Source organism: Picosynechococcus sp. PCC 73109 (assembly GCF_001521855.1).
Lineage (GTDB): Bacteria > Cyanobacteriota > Cyanobacteriia > Cyanobacteriales > MRBY01 > MRBY01.
This window is the reverse complement of sequence record NZ_CP013998.1, coordinates 317,229-334,720: the sequence shown is the minus strand read 5'-3', so window position 1 is coordinate 334,720 and position 17,492 is coordinate 317,229. Positions and strand designations below refer to the sequence as shown.

17 protein-coding genes are annotated in these 17,492 nt (G+C 49.5%); 12 read left to right on the top strand and 5 right to left on the bottom strand.

Annotated features, from left to right (window positions below; all coding sequences use genetic code 11):
• Nucleotides 1–43: 43 nt before the first annotated feature.
• The 7 genes from AWQ23_RS01605 to AWQ23_RS01575 all read left to right on the top strand — a co-directional run bounded on the left by AWQ23_RS01605 (nt 44) and on the right by AWQ23_RS01575 (nt 7,717).
• Nucleotides 44–1,825, top strand: coding sequence for a glycosyltransferase family 39 protein (locus AWQ23_RS01605; RefSeq protein ID WP_062431934.1), 1,782 nt, complete (start codon nt 44–46; stop codon nt 1,823–1,825).
• Nucleotides 1,826–1,985: 160 nt separating this feature from the next.
• A complete protein-coding gene (locus tag AWQ23_RS01600) occupies nt 1,986–2,885 on the top strand; it encodes a circadian clock protein KaiA (RefSeq protein WP_062431932.1) in 900 nt (299 codons plus the stop codon).
• 66 nt (nt 2,886–2,951) lie between these two features.
• Nucleotides 2,952–3,266, top strand: a complete 315-nt coding sequence (kaiB, locus tag AWQ23_RS01595) for a circadian clock protein KaiB (protein WP_030006078.1) — start codon at nt 2,952–2,954, stop codon at nt 3,264–3,266.
• A gap of 182 nt (nt 3,267–3,448) precedes the next feature.
• Nucleotides 3,449–4,999, top strand: coding sequence for a circadian clock protein KaiC (gene kaiC, locus AWQ23_RS01590; RefSeq protein WP_012305921.1), 1,551 nt, complete (start codon nt 3,449–3,451; stop codon nt 4,997–4,999).
• Between the two features lie 188 nt (nt 5,000–5,187).
• Complete coding sequence (gene thrC / locus AWQ23_RS01585) at nt 5,188–6,495, top strand: threonine synthase (protein WP_062431929.1); 1,308 nt, start codon at nt 5,188–5,190, stop codon at nt 6,493–6,495.
• A 103-nt stretch (nt 6,496–6,598) separates the two neighbouring features.
• Complete coding sequence (locus AWQ23_RS01580; protein WP_062431927.1) at nt 6,599–6,874, top strand: MoaD/ThiS family protein; 276 nt, start codon at nt 6,599–6,601, stop codon at nt 6,872–6,874.
• Nucleotides 6,875–7,198: 324 nt separating this feature from the next.
• Nucleotides 7,199–7,717, top strand: a complete 519-nt coding sequence (locus tag AWQ23_RS01575; protein ID WP_232308940.1) for an HPP family protein — start codon at nt 7,199–7,201, stop codon at nt 7,715–7,717.
• 42 nt (nt 7,718–7,759) lie between these two features.
• On the opposite strand, the gene AWQ23_RS01570 is transcribed toward AWQ23_RS01575, so the two are convergent.
• Nucleotides 7,760–9,799, bottom strand: a complete 2,040-nt coding sequence (locus AWQ23_RS01570) for a cation:proton antiporter (protein WP_062431926.1) — start codon at nt 9,797–9,799, stop codon at nt 7,760–7,762.
• Between the two features lie 206 nt (nt 9,800–10,005).
• On the opposite strand from AWQ23_RS01570, the gene grxC reads away from it, so the two are divergent.
• On the top strand, nt 10,006–10,272 hold the full coding sequence (gene grxC, locus AWQ23_RS01565) for a glutaredoxin 3 (RefSeq protein WP_062431924.1): 267 nt from the start codon (nt 10,006–10,008) through the stop codon (nt 10,270–10,272).
• Nucleotides 10,273–10,329: 57 nt separating this feature from the next.
• Here the strand turns inward: grxC and queC are convergent, their stop codons facing one another.
• Nucleotides 10,330–11,007, bottom strand: coding sequence for a 7-cyano-7-deazaguanine synthase QueC (queC, locus tag AWQ23_RS01560; protein WP_062431922.1), 678 nt, complete (start codon nt 11,005–11,007; stop codon nt 10,330–10,332).
• On the bottom strand, nt 11,008–11,664 hold the full coding sequence (locus tag AWQ23_RS01555; RefSeq protein ID WP_062436443.1) for a 7-carboxy-7-deazaguanine synthase QueE: 657 nt from the start codon (nt 11,662–11,664) through the stop codon (nt 11,008–11,010). It lies immediately after the preceding gene.
• 144 nt (nt 11,665–11,808) lie between these two features.
• Between AWQ23_RS01555 and AWQ23_RS01550 the strand changes: the two genes are divergently transcribed.
• The 4 genes from AWQ23_RS01550 to AWQ23_RS01535 are packed head-to-tail and all read left to right on the top strand — an operon-like array spanning nt 11,809 to nt 14,305.
• A complete protein-coding gene (locus AWQ23_RS01550; RefSeq protein WP_062431920.1) occupies nt 11,809–12,876 on the top strand; it encodes a thiamine phosphate synthase in 1,068 nt (355 codons plus the stop codon).
• Nucleotides 12,877–13,080 carry a sulfur carrier protein ThiS gene (gene thiS, locus AWQ23_RS01545; protein ID WP_012305912.1) on the top strand — a complete coding sequence of 68 codons (204 nt, stop codon included), beginning with the start codon at nt 12,877–12,879 and terminating at the stop codon, nt 13,078–13,080.
• Nucleotides 13,081–13,133: 53 nt separating this feature from the next.
• Entirely contained in the window at nt 13,134–13,334 is a 201-nt protein-coding gene (locus tag AWQ23_RS01540) for a hypothetical protein (RefSeq protein WP_012305911.1), read from the top strand.
• Nucleotides 13,335–13,384: 50 nt separating this feature from the next.
• On the top strand, nt 13,385–14,305 hold the full coding sequence (locus tag AWQ23_RS01535; protein WP_232308939.1) for a DUF4351 domain-containing protein: 921 nt from the start codon (nt 13,385–13,387) through the stop codon (nt 14,303–14,305).
• On the opposite strand, the gene AWQ23_RS01530 is transcribed toward AWQ23_RS01535, so the two are convergent.
• Together AWQ23_RS01530 and AWQ23_RS01525 are read right to left on the bottom strand one after the other, a co-directional pair.
• Nucleotides 14,302–15,795 carry a type II CAAX endopeptidase family protein gene (locus AWQ23_RS01530; protein ID WP_232308938.1) on the bottom strand — a complete coding sequence of 498 codons (1,494 nt, stop codon included), beginning with the start codon at nt 15,793–15,795 and terminating at the stop codon, nt 14,302–14,304. The genes AWQ23_RS01535 and AWQ23_RS01530 overlap by 4 nt on opposite strands.
• A 110-nt stretch (nt 15,796–15,905) precedes the next feature.
• A complete protein-coding gene (locus AWQ23_RS01525; RefSeq protein WP_062431916.1) occupies nt 15,906–17,465 on the bottom strand; it encodes a WD40 repeat domain-containing protein in 1,560 nt (519 codons plus the stop codon).
• Between the last annotated feature and the right edge of the window lie 27 nt (nt 17,466–17,492).

The window sequence follows — 17,492 nt, the reverse complement described above, 5'->3', positions numbered from 1 at the left end:
TACAATCGCTGAAGTTTTTTACTTAAAATCCTCCAATTTGCCCATGTCGCCCCTTGATTCTGTTCGTCGTTGGTACTACAGCTATGAGAAATTCCCGAAAACCACGGGGATCATTTCGGCGATCGCCTTGGGTCTCCTGGGGGGACTCGCTTTTTTTTGGCACCTTGGCGCTGTGGGCCTCGTGGATGAAACGGAACCCATGTTTGCGGATGCGGCCCGACGGATGTTAGCCACAGGGGATTGGATTACGCCCTATTACAACGATGCCACCCGCTTTGATAAGCCGCCCCTGGTGTATTGGCTGATGGCGATCGCCTACAAAATTGTTGGGGTGAATGCTTGGGGGGCTAGATTACCCTCTGCCTTTGCGGCCCTCGGTTTAATGGTCTTGGTTTTTGTGGTGCTGCGTCAGTTTGGTTTTGGCACAATAACGGCGGCCCAAAATCCCGAGGCCCCTAACACCCAACGCAAACTCTGGCTGGCAGCTTGGATCGGCAGTAGCTTAATCGCTTTGAACTTACAAACCATTGTCTGGGCGCGGCAGGGGGTCTCCGATATGCTCCTTAATGGTTGCTTTAGTGGGGGCTTGATTTGTTTTTTCTATGGTTATGGTAGCGGCGGACAGCCGATCAATCGCTGGTTACCCAATAGCTGGTACATGGCGGCTTACGCGTTATTTGCCTGTGCAGTCTTGACCAAAGGGCCGGTGGGGATCGTAGTGCCGGGACTCGTGATCATGCTCTTTTTGCTCTATGTCGGCAAGTTCCGTGAGGTACTGCTGGGGGAAGCGAAACCCTTGACTGGGGCTTTGATCTTCACGGCGATCGCCTTACCTTGGTTTGTCCTGGTGACCCTCCGCAATGGCCAAGCGTACATTGATAGTTTTTTTGGTTACCACAATTTTGATCGGTTTACGGGGGTAGTCAATGGCCACGATGCCCCGTGGTATTTTTACTTTCCAGTGGTATTGGTGGGGTTTTTGCCCTGGTCTGTGTATCTACCAGCGGCGATCGCCCGACTCAAGTTACATCGTCCGGCCCGTTGGCGTCAGGAGGCGCGTTCTACCCACCTTGCCGTCTTTGCAAGCATTTGGTTTGGGGTGATTTTTGGCTTCTTTACCATCGCCGTCACCAAACTACCGAGTTATACAATTCCCCTCTTGCCCGCCGCCGCAATTTTGGTGGCGTTGTTTCTCAGCCATGTTATTGAAACGCCCCGGCAACCCTCGACAGGATTCCGTTGGAGTGCGATCGCCAATGTGGGGCTGTTGCTGATTCTCAGCGGGTTTATGATCTATAGCCCCCAAGTCATTGGTTATGATCCTGCGGCCCCGGATCTGGCTACGACCTATGCCCAATCAAACCTTGCTTGGTGGGGCTTTGGGATTTGGCTCCTGGGGGCGGTTGTTCTTGCGGTTTGTGTGTGGCGATCTCGCCTGGGGATCTGGCTAGCTAATGGGGCGATTATGGTGGCATTTATTGTCCTTGTTTTACTACCTGCCAGCACTTTGCTGGATCAAGCTCGCCAAGCCAGTCTCCGGGAAATTGCCGATACCATTACAGCCCAGCAGCGGCCTGACGAAACAGTGATGATGGTGGGGTTTGAAAAGCCGAGCCTCGTCTTCTATACAGGCCAAGATATTCTCTTTATTGACGATGATAAAGAAGAGGAACTCGCCGCCATCGACAGCACCTTAACCCAGGCCAATTCTTCTTTTCTGTTGGTGGTGCGCACATCCACCCGCCCAGAACTTCCCCTAGGGGACAAAACCCTTGATCTCCTCCTGGAAAGATCGCCCTACGAACTGTTGCGGGTACAAAAATAATACTGGCGCTAAATTTCCGGTAAAATCTCAGCCTATTTTGACAAAAGATGTTACCGTAACCCCAAGCAAGCAAAAAATTAAGCTTATCTTTATAATTGTCCCATTATTAAAAGAAAGCTATCCTTTAACTTAAGCTTATTTCGATGTTGGTCGGTCTACTTTGGTTTCTAAACTCTCCCTTTATCTAGTTACACCTCCTGGTTTTCAACCCGGAAAAATTGAAGCTCAATTGACAGGCGATCGCTATCAGATCAAGCTCCTTGACTATGGCCAAAAAATCCTGGCATTTCTTGAGGCTAATAAAGAACAAATTGACTGCCTTGTAGTTGTTCAAGGAAAAGAAAACCAAGACTATTTTGAGCGCTTAACTCAGAGTGGAATTTTACTCCCCTGTGTCTTTCTTGGGCCGACCACCGCCTGTGAAATTTCCCAAGAAGATGTCTCCGAGCAGCTTTACCATAGTGCCGAAAAATACCTAGATTTTACCAATCTCGAAAACTTATCGTTGACCATCGACCAGGCGATCGCCCAATTTTTGCACCTCGCCCCAAGCTGTGCCCTGAGCGACAAACCCCAAGATCCCCACCACAGCGATCCCGATAAAACCCACCAAGCTTTTTTACTGTTACAACAGCGCCGTCTCGCCGAAAAATTACGGGAACGATTAGGCTATCTCGGCGTTTATTACAAACGCAATCCCAAATATTTTTATCGCAGTCTTTCCCCCGAAGAACAGCAAGAATTTCGGGAGCAATTTGTCGCCGATTATCGCGATATTGTCCTAAGCTACTTCAGTGGCGATCTCCCCACAAATCAAGCCATTGATCAATTTGTCAATCAGGCTTTTTTTGCCGATGTTTCTGTCTCCTATATCCTCGAAACTCACATGAAGTTAATGGACGAATTCGCCCAACAGCTCAAACTTGAAGGGAGAAGCGAAGAAATCCTTCTAGACTATCGCCTTACCCTCATCGATATCGTCGCCCACTTGTGTGAAATGTATCGCCGTTCTATCCCCCGTGAAGATCTACCTTTTGAACTTCTATTTCGGATAGACTAGGATGAAATCATTCCCCTCCACGACGCCTAGCACCTAACCCTATTCCTACCCACATCAGCCTTGTCTATGAACCTCCTAAAGAAAACTTATGTTTTAAAGCTTTATGTGGCTGGCAATACCCCCAACTCTGTCCGCGCCCTCAAAACCTTAAAAAATATTTTAGAAACCGACTTTAAAGGGGTCTATGCCCTAAAAGTAATTGATGTCCTCCAAAACCCCCAACTAGCCGAAGAAGATAAGATTTTGGCGACACCAACCCTCTCCAAAGTGCTTCCACCCCCCGTCCGTAAGATCATCGGTGACCTCTCCGACCGAGAAAAAGTATTGATTGGTCTCGATCTCCTTTACGAAGAGTTTTTAGAACGGGAAGAAGAGCTTTAAGAACAGGAGCACTTTCTAGTAGGATAAAGCCATTTGATTTCGTATACTTCCTTCGTCTCGTTGGATTATCAGGCTACGCCGTCCAAAAAAATGGCGTTTCAAGCGCTTGCTCTCCCTGCATTAGGACAACCTTAGTTAAATCTCTTCATTTTTTTATTTATATCTCCAGTCCCTAAGTCGTAATGAATCAGCCCACCTCCTCTAATAACGGTGCCATCAAAGGCGTCCAAAAAATCCGTACCCTCATCGAAGGTCTCGATGAGATTAGTCATGGTGGTTTACCCTCCGGCAGAACAACCCTAGTGAGTGGTACTTCGGGGACTGGGAAAACCTTACTGGCAATTCAGTTTCTTTACCATGGCATCAAGCACTTCGACTATCCAGGGCTTTTTGTCACCTTTGAGGAATCTCCCCGGGATATTATCCAGAACGCCCATAGTTTCGGCTGGGATCTCCAAAGTCTCGTTGATGAAGGTAAGCTCTTTATTCTCGATGCTTCCCCAGATCCCGATGGTCAGGAAGTAGTGGGTAACTTTGATCTCTCTGCTTTGATTGAACGGATTCAATACGCGATTCGCAAATACAATGCCAAGCTTGTTTCCATTGACTCGGTGACAGCGGTGTTTCAGCAATATGATGCCGCCCCCGTCGTCCGCCGGGAAATTTTTCGTCTGGTTGCCCGCCTAAAGCACCTTGCAGTCACCTCGATCATGACCACGGAAAGACTGGATGAATATGGCCCTGTAGCCCGCTTTGGGGTAGAAGAATTTGTCTCAGATAACGTGGTGATCCTGCGGAATGTCCTAGAAGGGGAACGGCGGCGACGCACCATCGAAATCCTTAAGCTGCGGGGAACAACCCACATGAAGGGGGAATATCCCTTCACGATCACCAACGATGGGATCAATATTTTCCCACTGGGGGCAATGCGTCTGACCCAGCGGTCTTCTAATGCACGGATTTCTTCTGGAGTGGAAACCCTGGATAAGATGTGCGGCGGCGGTTTCTTTAAAGATTCGATCATCCTAGCCACGGGAGCCACAGGAACCGGAAAGACTTTACTCGTAAGTAAGTTCCTCGAAGAAGGTTGTCGGCGCGGCGAACGGGCGATCCTGTTTGCCTATGAAGAGTCCCGGGCACAGTTATCGCGTAATGCCTCTTCCTGGGGGATTGATTTTGAGGAGATGGAACGCAAAGGGCTGCTCAAGTTACTCTGTTCCTATCCAGAGTCGGCGGGCCTGGAGGATCACTTGCAGATGATTAAGTCAGAAATTTCTGAATTTAAGCCGTCCCGGATTGCGATTGACTCTCTGTCGGCGTTAGCGCGGGGCGTGACCAATAATGCGTTTCGCCAATTTGTGATTGGGGTAACGGGCTACGCGAAACAGGAAGAGATTACGGGCTTCTTTACGAATACGACGGATCAGTTTATGGGGGCCCATTCGATTACGGAATCCCACATTTCGACGATTACGGACACGATTCTAATGCTGCAATATGTCGAAATTCGTGGCGAGATGTCCCGGGCGATCAACGTCTTTAAAATGCGGGGCTCTTGGCATGACAAGGGCATTCGGGAATACACCATCAGTGAAGGTGGGGCAGCGATTAAGGATTCTTTCCGAAACTACGAACGGATTATTAGTGGTTCGCCGACGCGGATTGCCGTGGATGAGAAGTCGGAGTTGTCGCGGATTATGCGGGGTGTTCAGGATAAGACCTTGCCGGAATAAACCCCTCTGCCTGACGGCATCTCCCCCAGGGGAGAATATTTTTGGGGGAAAAGAGGCGATCGCCTCTTTCTTTTTACGCAGATTTAATCCCGACTATTTTTATCGGGTATGATTGACGACAGTTTTGGAACTGTTTATTATGGCTTTCAATTAAGCATTCAGCATTCATGGAAACGGAGAAAACCCTAATGACGCAAGCAACCCTTGATACCGCCGTCGCCTCCCTCGACACCGCCAACTTCACCGCCCTCGCCTGTAAGGAATGTGGCGCTGAGTACGAACCCAAAGCCCTCCACGTGTGTGAGTTTTGCTTTGGCCCCCTCGAAGTGAAGTATGACTACGAGCAAATCGCCAGCAAAGTGAGCCGTGAAAGCATCGAAGCTGGCCCCAAGTCCATCTGGCGCTACAAAGAATTTTTGCCCGTTGCCGGAGAACCCATTGATGTGGGCACTGGCTTTACGCCCCTCCTCAAAGCGAACCGTTTGGCCCGTCGTCTCGGCATCAAGGAGCTTTACATTAAAAATGACGCGGTGAATATGCCCACCTTGAGTTTCAAGGATCGGGTGGTATCCGTTGCCCTGACCCGCGCCCGCGAATTAGGTTTCTCGACTGTTTCCTGTGCCAGCACTGGTAATTTGGCAAACTCCACAGCGGCGATCGCCGCCCATGCCGGATTAGACTGTTGCGTCTTTATCCCCTCCGATCTCGAAGCCGGAAAAGTCCTCGGCACGCTGATCTACAATCCCATTCTGATGGCCGTTCACGGCAACTATGACCAGGTGAATCGCCTTTGTTCTGAAGTTGCCAACTCCCACGGTTGGGGCTTCGTGAATATCAACCTCCGCCCCTACTACTCCGAAGGTTCCAAGACCCTCGGCTATGAAGTCATCGAACAACTTGGCTGGGAACTCCCCGACCACGTGGTTGCGCCCCTGGCTTCCGGTTCCCTCTTCACCAAGATCTACAAAGGCTTTAACGAATTTGTCAAAGTCGGTCTTGTTGAAGACAAAGCGGTTCGTTTCAGCGGTGCCCAAGCTGAAGGTTGCTCTCCCATTTCTCAAGCCTACAAAGAAGGCCGTGACTTTATTACTCCTGTGAAGCCCAACACGATCGCCAAGTCCATTGCGATCGGCAACCCGGCCGATGGTGTCTACGCCGTAGAAATCGCCAACAAGACCAACGGCAACATTGAAGATGTCACCGATGCTGAAATTGTTGACGGCATCAAACTCCTTGCTGAAACCGAAGGCATTTTCACCGAAACTGCTGGTGGCACTACCATTGCCGTTTTGAAAAAACTCGTAGAAGCAGGCAAGATTAACCCCGACGAGAAGACAGTCGTCTACATCACTGGGAACGGCCTGAAGACCCAAGAGGCAGTACAAAATGCTGCTGGTGAACCCCTCACCATCGAAGCCAACCTCGAAAGTTTCGAGCAGGCTCTTGATCGTGCCCGCACCCTTGAGCGTCTAGAGTGGCAGCAAACTTTGGTATAGTTGCTGTTCTAAATTGGGTCTTTTCTCATTGTCACTGCACGGTAGATCTGACCCAATCCCTGTTCCTTATCGTTTAGTTTTAAAAAAATTTGTCTGACTCAAAATGGTAATTAAAGTTTTAGTTCCAACTCCCCTCCAAAAGTTTACGAAGGATCAACCCACCGTTGAATGCGCTGGTTCTTCCATTAAAGAATTGCTCGATTCCCTAGAAGCAAACTGCCCCGGCATTAAGGCTCGCCTCTGTGATGAACAGGGCAATCCTCGACGCTTTTTAAACCTCTACGTCAATGAAGAAGATATCCGTTTTCTGAACGGTGTCGATACTGCTCTAAATGACGGTGATGAGGTCAGCATTGTACCCGCTGTGGCAGGGGGCTAAAGTTTCGAGTAATAACCATGAATGCTTTTGTCCGGGGGAAGAATACTTCCCTCGTTTTTTTATTTTTTGATTTGTTGATGACATTTGATTCGATTAAAAATAGGCTGATTTTTAGCTGACTTTATAAGCAAAAGTTGACCTTGAAATTAAAAATTGATCTCATAAAAAAGCCATAAATGCAAGAACGTCATGATACATTTAAATAATTGCATGGAGCAAGGTTATTAAAATCCAGCAATCCTATCGATCTTGATTGGAAGTTTTATGTCATCATTTCCCCGGCGGGCATCTATTCGATTAAAAAAACGTTCTAATACAGCAATTTTGAGGCGGTGGCGACGCAAATTTTATACGCTGCAACAGAGCCGTAGACATCAACCCAGCTTCTCCCGACAACATATTGGTTTGTCATTTTTAGGCAGTTTTATTGGTATTTCGACCCTGGCTTACATCTCGGTTTATAGTTCTTATCCTTTGATTGCGGCTCCCTTTGGGGCCACGGCCGTGCTGGTATTTGGGGTGCCGGATAGTCCATTAGCCCAGCCCCGCAACGTAATTGTGGGGAATGTAATTGGGGCTTGCAGTTGTGTGGTGTTATTTCACTTGTTCGGGGATGCTCCCTGGGTCATGGGTTTGGCGGTGGCAGTGACGATTAAGCTCATGCAACTGACCCGAACCGTCCATCCGCCTTCGGGGGCCGTAGCCTTAATTGGTATTTTGAGCCATGCGTCTTGGCAATTTATTTTGACGCCTGCTTTATGCGGTTCTGTGTTGATTGTGTGGTTGACGGTAATTTTTAGTCGTGTGGTGCCGGGGCGTCCTTATCCAAAACACTGGCTTTAGGTTGAACTTTAAAAAACGCTACTTTTGTTAGGCGAATGAGGGTTAGAGTTCGTTAAAAATGACGACGGATGTTTGGATTTGGCTCGAAATTTTTGTGGTGACATCGCCCACAGCTAGGCCTCCGGCGGTACGGTAACGGGTAGAGTGCAGAATGACAAGGTCGAAGTCTTTGGCGTCATGGAGAATTGCCTTGGCCACGTCGTGGTAACGGATAATCCGAATCTGCATTTTGGTGGTGATTCCGGCATTTTGCAGGGCATTTTCTAGGTCGGCTTTGAGTAGGTTGCGTTGGTCTTTGGTCATCCAGGTTTCGCACACATGGAAGACGGTGACTTCGGCTTGGTTGGCGATCGCCAAAAGTTCAGCAAATTGCACCATCTGTAAATTTTGAGCCGAGATCCCTTTAAAGGGCACCATAATCCGCCGCAAATTTTTCGGATCATCCAAGAGACGCACCACCGCCACCGGACAATGGGCCGACCAACAGACATTATGAATTAAAGTCCCCAGGAGCCTTGCTTTGAGACCTTCGGTTTTTCCCCAGCCCATCAAAATTAAGTTGGCATTTTCTTCCCGGGCCACGCGACTGATCCCGGCGGCCACATCGTCATCGATGCGAATTTTTGGTTGCATCGTAATTTGCAGTTGCTCCCCCTGGGCGATCGCCTCTTGGAGTAAGCTTTGACTCCGGTCGATCCCCATCATCACTGCCGGATCATCCATGTGGGCATGGCCCGTCACAATCGACACAGGCATCACAACCCCTTGACGAATGCGGGTTAAAAGCCCTGCTGCTTCGAGTAAATAGTCCTTGGTGCTGGGATTGGCAATGGGTACAACAATTTTGAACCGATCCGTCGATGGCGACACCGTAACCGTTGTCAGGGCAATATCCTTGCCACTACTGGGTAATAAACGACCAAAACGACGGGTTAACACCGGCCCCAGCATCGAAGTGACTAGCATCAGTACGATCACCGCATTAAATACCGATTCGCTGATCAGTCCCACCCGGAAACCAACCAAGGCCGCCGCCAGGGTTGCCGCCACCTGGGGGATCGACAACGACCACATCGTGAGGGTTTCAGCCCAGCTATAGCGATAAATCTGTTTGGCGATCGCCGCCGCAATAAATTTAGACAATAACAAGCCACCGACAATCGAAAACGTGAGGGGAAACTCATAGAGCAAATTATTAATAAATGCCGGAATATCGAGCAATAACCCCATCCCCACAAAAAAGAACGGAATAAATAGCGTACTGCCCACAAATTCAATTTTTTCCTCTACCGGGCTTTTGCCGACCACATCATTGACCGCCAAACCCGCCAAAAAAGCCCCCACAATTTTATCCACATTGATCACCTGGGCCCCCACTGACGCGAGAAAGACAGCCAGCAAAATAAATAAAAATTGATTGCCCTCTTCATCCCCATTGCGCTGGAAAAATTCTCGACCAAGCCAGGACAGACCGAAGAGTACCAAAGCTCCGTAGCCTACCAATAACGCCAGTTGCAAGACCAAAGAAGCCGTAGAAAAATCGCCCTGGTGAATCGACACACAGATCGCCAGCACCAAAAGAGCCGCAATGTCCGTAAAAATCGTCGCGCCAATCGTGACCGTTACACTCTCATTATTGAGAATCCCTAGCCGATTAATAATTGGGTAACCCAGCAACGTATGGGAAGCCAATAAAGATCCAATGAGAATTGCCGCATTCCAACCAAAATCAAAACTTAGGCCGACCACCGTTCCCATCGTTAACGGCACAATAAATGTCAGAAAACCAAAGCCAATGGAGCGATCCTGGGTTTTCCGAAACTCCGCCAAATTAATTTCCAATCCGGCCACAAACATCAGGTAAATTTTGCCCACTTCCGAGAATAAAACCATCGTTTCACTCTCTGAGTCGAGGAGGCCTAGGGCATTTTCACCAAGGATAATCCCTGCAAAGAGTAAGCCCACCAAGCCAGGTAAATTCAGCCGTTCAAAAATAGGGGGAATGGTCAGGGAGACCAACAGCAGCAGAATAAACGTAAAAATCGGATTTTCTGTGATGTATTGGATCGATTCGGCAACCATGGCAGTCCGAGAAAAAGGCTAGCCTCCCAGTGTAGCGGAAGAAGTTTATAACGGAAATAAATTGTCGATTTTATGGCAAAAACAGGGAATTTTGGCCCTTAAGCTTGCTCAAATTTCCCTACAGAGAGAAAAGGGCATCGCCGCTTTTAGGCCCAGGAAACGTTAAACTTGAAATAAATTGTTACATTTCAGAAAAATCCAAAATTATGGCTGCAACCGTTGAAATTTATACTTGGAGCACCTGTCCTTTTTGTATCCGGGCCAAGCATCTCCTCGACAGTAAACAAGTGGAATATACAGAGTATTGCATCGATGGCGATCGCCAAGCGCGGGAGGCCATGACAGACCGAGCCAATGGCCGCAGTAGCCTCCCCCAGGTTTTCATTAACAACCAGCACGTGGGTGGCTGTGACGATCTCCACGAACTAGAGTACCAAGGCAAACTCGACGATCTCCTGATGCAGGCGGCTTAGATTTGGCCAGCACTAATTTCCCCAACCCTCGGTTTCGGTCTGGGGGTTTTTGTTTGGTTATTTTTGGGCGTTCTGGCTCGTTAGCTCTGGATAACCCGCTTTGATCAGGGCTTCATCCCGAATTCGGCAGGAATCACATAAGCCGCAGGGATGTTCTCCCCCTTGGTAACAAGACCAAGTTTCGGCAATGGGAACCCCTAATTTCACTGCCTTTTGGATAATTTCTACTTTGGTATCAAGCACAAGGGGCGCAACCAATTGGGGCGCGTGACCTTCAATGCCAACTTTGGAAGAGAGATCCGCTAACTTCTGGTAGGCGGCGAGATATTCGGGGCGACAGTCAGGATAACCGGAATAGTCCACGGCATTGATCCCCAGGTAGATCGCTTCGGCTTGTTTTGCTTCAGCGAGAGAAAGGGCGATCGCCAAAAATACCGTATTACGACCGGGGACATAGGTCGAGGGAATATCCCCTATCTGGACACCACTTTGGGGAATCGCTTGGTTAACGTCAGTTAAGGAAGAGCCGCCCCACTGGGACAAATTCACATCCATGATGAAATGTTCGGTGATCCCTAAATGTTCGGCAATTTTCTGGGCGGCAACTAATTCTCGGCTATGTTTCTGACCATAGCGAAAGGAGAGAGCAAACACTTCATAGCCATCGGCGATCGCCTGGGCGGCACTGGTAGCCGAATCCAAGCCACCGGAGAGTAAAACAACAGCCCGTTTCATCTAGCGCACCCCCAAAAACTTATGGGTTTGCAGACCGAGACGCCATTCGGGGTGAGCCAAAATATAGTCGAAAATGAGACTCTGACTGGCGAGATTTTCCCATTGGGGTTGGAGATATTGCGGAATCTCTGCGGCAATTTTTTGGGCTTGGGTTTCGGCCCACTGGAAATCCGTGGCTTGGTCGATCACGATCTTTAATTCACTGACATGATCGTAAATTTCCGGCAATGGCGCTTTAAAAGGCTTTGGGGACAGGGTTAGCCAATCAAAATGACCGCTGAGGGGATGGGCACCGGAGGTTTCTAGGTGGAGCGGCAAACCCGTTTCTTTCAACCCAATCGTCAAAGGATAAAGGTCATGCATCAAAGGTTCCCCCCCCGTAATGACAATGATCTTCGGCTGGGCTTCTATCGCCTGTTGTTTGAGTTCGGCAACGGAAACTTGGGGATGACGTTTCGGATTCCAGGAGATTTTGGTGTCGCACCAGGGGCAACCTACATCACAACCGGCGAGGCGAATGAAAAAAGCCGCTGTGCCAAACCAAAAGCCTTCCCCCTGGATCGAATGAAAGGTTTCTACGACGGGATAGGTGACGGATGCAATCTCTAAAGAATCAGCGGAATCAAGCAAGGGTCGTGGTACGGTACGAAGGGCCATGGCCTTGGGCAACAAAAAATAACACAGGGTTACTACTGTATTCTAAAAGGCGATCGCCTGTCTCCGGGGCAAAATCCAGAGATCCCCTAGGAGATGCGATAAAGTAAGAATTTGCCTGCCGATTCTGTTTTGTGCGCCGTCACCATGGTTAAACCTGCTTCCACCGATACCACCGCTATTTTTCGCATCCTCGATGCCAACCTCGACCGAGCCAGGGAGGGACTGCGCATTGTTGAAGAATGGTTTCGATTTGGCCTGAACCATGCTGAACTGGCCGCCCGTTGCAAGGAAATGCGCCAAACCCTGGCCCAATGGCACCACGACGAATTGCGCGCCGCACGGGATACGCCCAACGATGTAGGCACCAGCCTCAGCCATCCCCAGGAAGAAAGCCGCACGGATCTTAATCATTTACTCCGGGCCAATCTTTGTCGGGTCGAAGAAGCGCTCCGGGTGCTAGAAGAGTACGCCAAACTCTACAAAACGGAAATGGCGATCGCCTGTAAACAAATGCGGTATCAGGTCTATACCCTCGAAAGTCAACTCTTTAGCCCCCAACTGAAACAACGTCTCGAAAAAGCACGACTTTATCTAGTGACTTCTCCCCACGAAAAACTGTTGGCAGTGACCGAAGCGGCCCTCCAGGGGGGCGTTGAAATCGTCCAATACCGCGACAAAGAGACTCCTGATGAACAACGGTTTGCCAATGCGATCGCCCTGAAAAAATTATGCGATCGCTACCATGCTTTATTCCTCGTCAATGACCGTGTGGATCTTGCCCTAGCCGTGGATGCCGACGGCGTTCACCTCGGCCAAACGGATTTACCCATTGCCACGGCCCGCCAACTCCTTGGCCCCGATAAAATTATTGGCCGCTCCACCACCAATCCCCAGGAACTCGAAAAAGCATTGAGTGAAGGAGCGGATTATGTGGGTGTTGGCCCCGTGTATGAAACCCCTACTAAACCGGGGAAAGCCGCTGCGGGTCACAGTTATGTCAGCCATGCCAGGGAAAATTGTCCTGTGCCCTGGTTTGCGATCGGCAGCATTGACACCGAAAATCTCGGCGAGGTTCTGGCCGCCGGAGCCGAACGGGTTGCAGTGGTGCGGGCACTGATGCAGAGTGAAGACCCGACCCTGACAGCTCAGTTTTTTGCGGCCCAATTACACCGCCAACAAACCCTACAAAACCTTGAGGAGGCCACGGCATAAATGATCGATGTTTGGGTGAATGGTGAACTAAAAACCATTGCGAGTGAGTTATCTTTACCTCGCTGTCTTGAGCAATTGGGCATGAATCCACGCCTTGTGGCAGTGGAATACAACGGCGAAATTTTGCACCGTCAGCGGTGGGAACATACCTTGATTCAAGCCGGCGATCGCCTAGAAATTGTCACCATTGTTGGTGGTGGTTGAGGCTGAAACCGTTACACTACAAAGCAACACACCTTCAACTCCTTGAGCGAAAAATGAGTCAAACCGTAAACTGTGCCGTTGAGTGCGTCAATGGTTGCATCCTAGGGGAAGACTGCCCCAACAAAGAATATGCGGCCCAAGCCAGCGAATTTGTGCAGACCGTCTCCATCGACAAAATGCACGAAATCGCCGAAGCGGCGCGCCTCAAGAAAATGATGGAACCCCCCAAATGGGTAATCCCCGACGAAATTTAGACTGCTTTTACCTTGGTTTTCCGGTTGAACCATGACCCAAACCATCGATCATGATTTGTTGTTTTAAGGAGTTGCTGACGACCTTTTTCTGGGATTTTCTCGCCCTTTTTGCGCCGGAAATCCTCGAAACAGCCGAGCAGAACTCCTTAACTTTTCTTACCCAAGAAGTTTTCAATGACCTACCTGGCCAAACGCGTCGCAATGTAGATATTGTGGCGAAACTTCACTTTCGCGGCCAAGAGACTTGTTTTCTCGTACACGTTGAAAATCAAGCAACCTCCCAAGCAGATTTTGCGGAACGGATGTTTCTCTATTTTGCGCGGTTGTACGAAAAGTATCGTTTACCCATTTACCCCATTGCCTTATTTTCTTACCGCTCTCCCCAGAGGCTAGAACCGGAAACTTTTTCGGTGGCTTTTCCTTCCAAGGAAATTCTCAGGTTTTCTTTCCAGACTATTCAATTGAACCGCTTGCCGTGGCGTGACTTTCTCCGCCAACCAAACCCCGTTGCGGCTGCGCTCATGGCAAAGATGAACTTTAGCTCGGAGGAACGCCCAAAGGTCAAGTTAGAATGTTTACGGATGATTGTGACGCTTCGTTTAGATTCGGCCAGAATTCATTTGTTGTCGGGTTTTGTGGATACCTATCTGAGGTTAAATATGGCAGAGCAGCAGGTCTTTGAGCAGGAACTACACCGCATTCAGCCCCAGGAGGAAGCCCAGGTGCTGCGAATTGTCACGTCTTGGATGGAAGAAGGTCTACAGCAAGGCCGCCAAGAAGAAGCTTGTAAAATAATCCTACGCTTCATTCAGCAACGCTTCCCGGAGCAAGTTTCAGGATTCGCCCCACAAATTCAGGCCCTGAATCTAACTCAACTGGATGCCCTAAGCGATCGCCTATTTGGGTTTGAGTCAGCCGCAGAATTAGAAACTTGGCTGCGGGAAAATCCCACTGAGGGCAACCCTACCTAACTACCGAGAATAAACAAACTCAATAGAGTGCCGCTGTTCCACAAACTATGGAGAAGCATCGGGGCCAAAAGGTTACGGGATTTAACATAAACGAATCCCAAAATAATGCCCAGGGTCATTAAAGGTAGGACTTCCGACAAACTCATGTGGGCGATCGCAAACAAAAACGCACTGAGAATAATGCTGCCCCACACTGGGACATAACGGGTTAGAGAAGGTAATAGAAAACCCCGGAACATAATTTCCTCAAAGAGGGGAGCCATCACCGAGGCCGTCAAAAAGAAGATGGTTAAAGCCACCTGATCCTGGGCTTTGAGGGCAAGAAACAGAATCGGATTACTGCCCCCCTGACCCTGCCAAATTTGTTGATTTAGTAGGGAAACGAGTAACACCAGCGGCAAGGCCACCATGTAGCCTCCAAATCCCCATACCGTCCAGTTATCCAGCCATTTCACCTGAAACCAGCCCTGGGGGAGGGGCCGAAATTCCCAAACCGAAGCCGCTAGAACGATTAAACCAGCGATCGCCATCAGTGAATAGGTGATGAGGGTATAAACAGCTTTTTCACGGACTGTCCAAGCGGTGGCATCGATGCTAAAGGCCTGGAGGGCGATGGGTAAAGCAAGGGGCAAAATAATTTGACCGACGAGAAAGAAGCCGACGATAAAAACCTGCCAGATAATTTCTCCATTCCAGGGGGTGTTCCAAGTCGCCTGATCATCAATGTGCAAAAGGGCTGCTTCCTGCTTCCGGAAAACTTGAACGCCCAAAAAGATGAGAAAACCCAAGCCAAAAAGACCCACACTAAAGGGCAAGACGGTAATGACCGTTAATTTTAAAAAAGCCCGTTGCGCATTCTGTTGAATTTGTTGTTGGAGTTGCTGTTGTGCCGGACGATCGTCTTGAATTTGGTATAGCTTTTGGAGATTTTGTTGCTCGAACCAGGTTTCAAGCTCTGTTTGGGTTAAGGCGTCTGGGTCAGTGGGAGCTTGGGAGTTGAGCCAGAGGGGCGCTAAAGTTTGAGCCAAACCATCAGATTCTTCTCCGGAAATGGCTTCCCATCGCTGTTGTGCTTGGTCGAACTTGCCGCGACTGGCGTACAAAATCCCGAGTCTGAGCTGGAGTTCATCGATCAAGGTGGCGGTTTCGGCGATCGCCTTTTTGGTCGCCTGGGTTTGAGCAGCGCTTGTTTCTGTGGAGTCTGTGAGGAGTTTTTGGCGGGCTTCACTACTACTGAGCACTTTTTTATACTGGGCGATCGCACTACTGTAGGGATCTTGCCCCGTCAGTTGAGTCACGAGGGTGGCGATCGCCTCAGGGGAGGTAGTAGCCGTGGAATTGGGATCGTACTCTGCGGCCTGAAGCACCAAGTTGGTTTGATACAGTTCGAGGCGGCCCTGGATCTGCGGTTCCTGGAAACTGGCCCACAACGAAGACAGGAGCGGCACCAGGGTAATAATCGTCAACAGAATTAAAATTACGCGCTTCACGTTAGCTACCCGCACAAAAACAGTGGATCTAGCCTAGCCTGTTGTTTCTCACGGAATCAATATTTAACGGTGGATAATTTCCCTGGCTGACTATGGTGAATGAAATCTGATTAAACTTGCTGCCAAATTTTGATCGTGCCATCGGAACCGCCCGCCGCGAGGGTACGCCCATCGGCAGTGAGGGCTAGGGACAGTAAACGTACATGATCTTCTTGGTCGGGAGTATTGAAATTTAACGTCGTCAAAGGCTCAGTGATGCCTAACTGCCAAATTTTAATCGTGCCATCGACGCTACTGCTCAGGAGAAAATGACCTTGACGACTAAACAGAAGCTGAGTAATGGGCTTTTCGTGGGCTTCGAGGGTAAAACAAGGCACTGTTTCTGGTAAAATCTCTAGATGATTGAGGTCCACTTGCCACAGATGAATCAGGCCATGTTCGCCAGCAGAAGCAAACAATTTACCGTCGGTGCGGATGGAGATCGCCGCAATGGCTGCGGGGGGATCATTTTTTAAACTACCGAGTAAGCGATGATCCGTGGTGCGCCAAAACTTGAGGATGCCCTCTGTGCCACCGCTGATAAAGAGGTTTTCTTGGGGGGCCAGGGCGATCGCCTGGATCTGATCATTGAGATCAAGGGTTTGTTGATAAACGCTACCATCCTCAAGTTGCCACTGGCGCAGGGTCTGATCGTGACTCCCGGTGATGAGTGTTTGTTGGCCTGTCAAAGCCATGGTATAAACGGCCCCTTGGTGTCCCTCCAGGGATTTTTGGAGCATGAGTTGGGGCACCGCTTGGCTTTGATCGAGGTGCCAAAGGTTAACTTCCGGTGAAAAACTACTACTGGCGATTGCCAATGTTTCTATTTGTTCTGTCTCCGCTTTGGCTCCGGTCACAGGGGGGGTGAATGCTAGATTTAAAAGACCCTGTTCGTGGGCGGTCACTTGGGAAATTTGCTTTTGATCGTCTACGCGCCAGAGTTTCAACTGATGATCCCAACTGCCACTCGCGAGGAATTTTTGATCGGCACTAAAGACTAAAGCACTCACACAATCTCGGTGGGCTGGGATAGTAGCGACTAACTGCCATTGCTGCTTGAGTTGCGGTGCTGCGGGTGGTTCTGGAGCGGGGAGTGTTTCCGTGGCCCAAGGATCGGCGATCGCCTCTGGTTTTAGATCATCGGCAACTGCCTGGGCGATGGCTGGAGATGTTGCGGCTGGGGTAGGTTGCTGCCGTAAAAATTCCTGTTCTAAATTCGTGAGTCGTTCATCCAAAACAGCTTCATTGAGATACTGCACCACATTGGTTAGGGCTTTTTCTAAACTGCGCAGATAGGTTTGCATTTCTCCATCTGTTTCGATTTGGGCCAGGCTGGCATTGATTTGGCTCGCTTGGCGGATTTGTTCGGTGAGGGGTTGCAGTTGCCCTTGAAACTGACCTTGTAAACGTTGCTCAAGGCTGCGCACCATGCCCAGGATTTGTCGCCGCTGGTGTCGTTGATGGGCAATGCGGTTAAAAAAATTTAGCCCTAGGGTGATCCAGAGCAGGAATATGACTAATGAAGCTGTCGAATTACCGTCGCCTTGAATCACATCCCAGATCCACGCCAAGAAAACCAGCAGCAGCAAACCCAATTCTGCAAATTCCAACCATTGCTGCTTTTTTCCCATCAAAACATGACCCTCCTCACGGGTGCG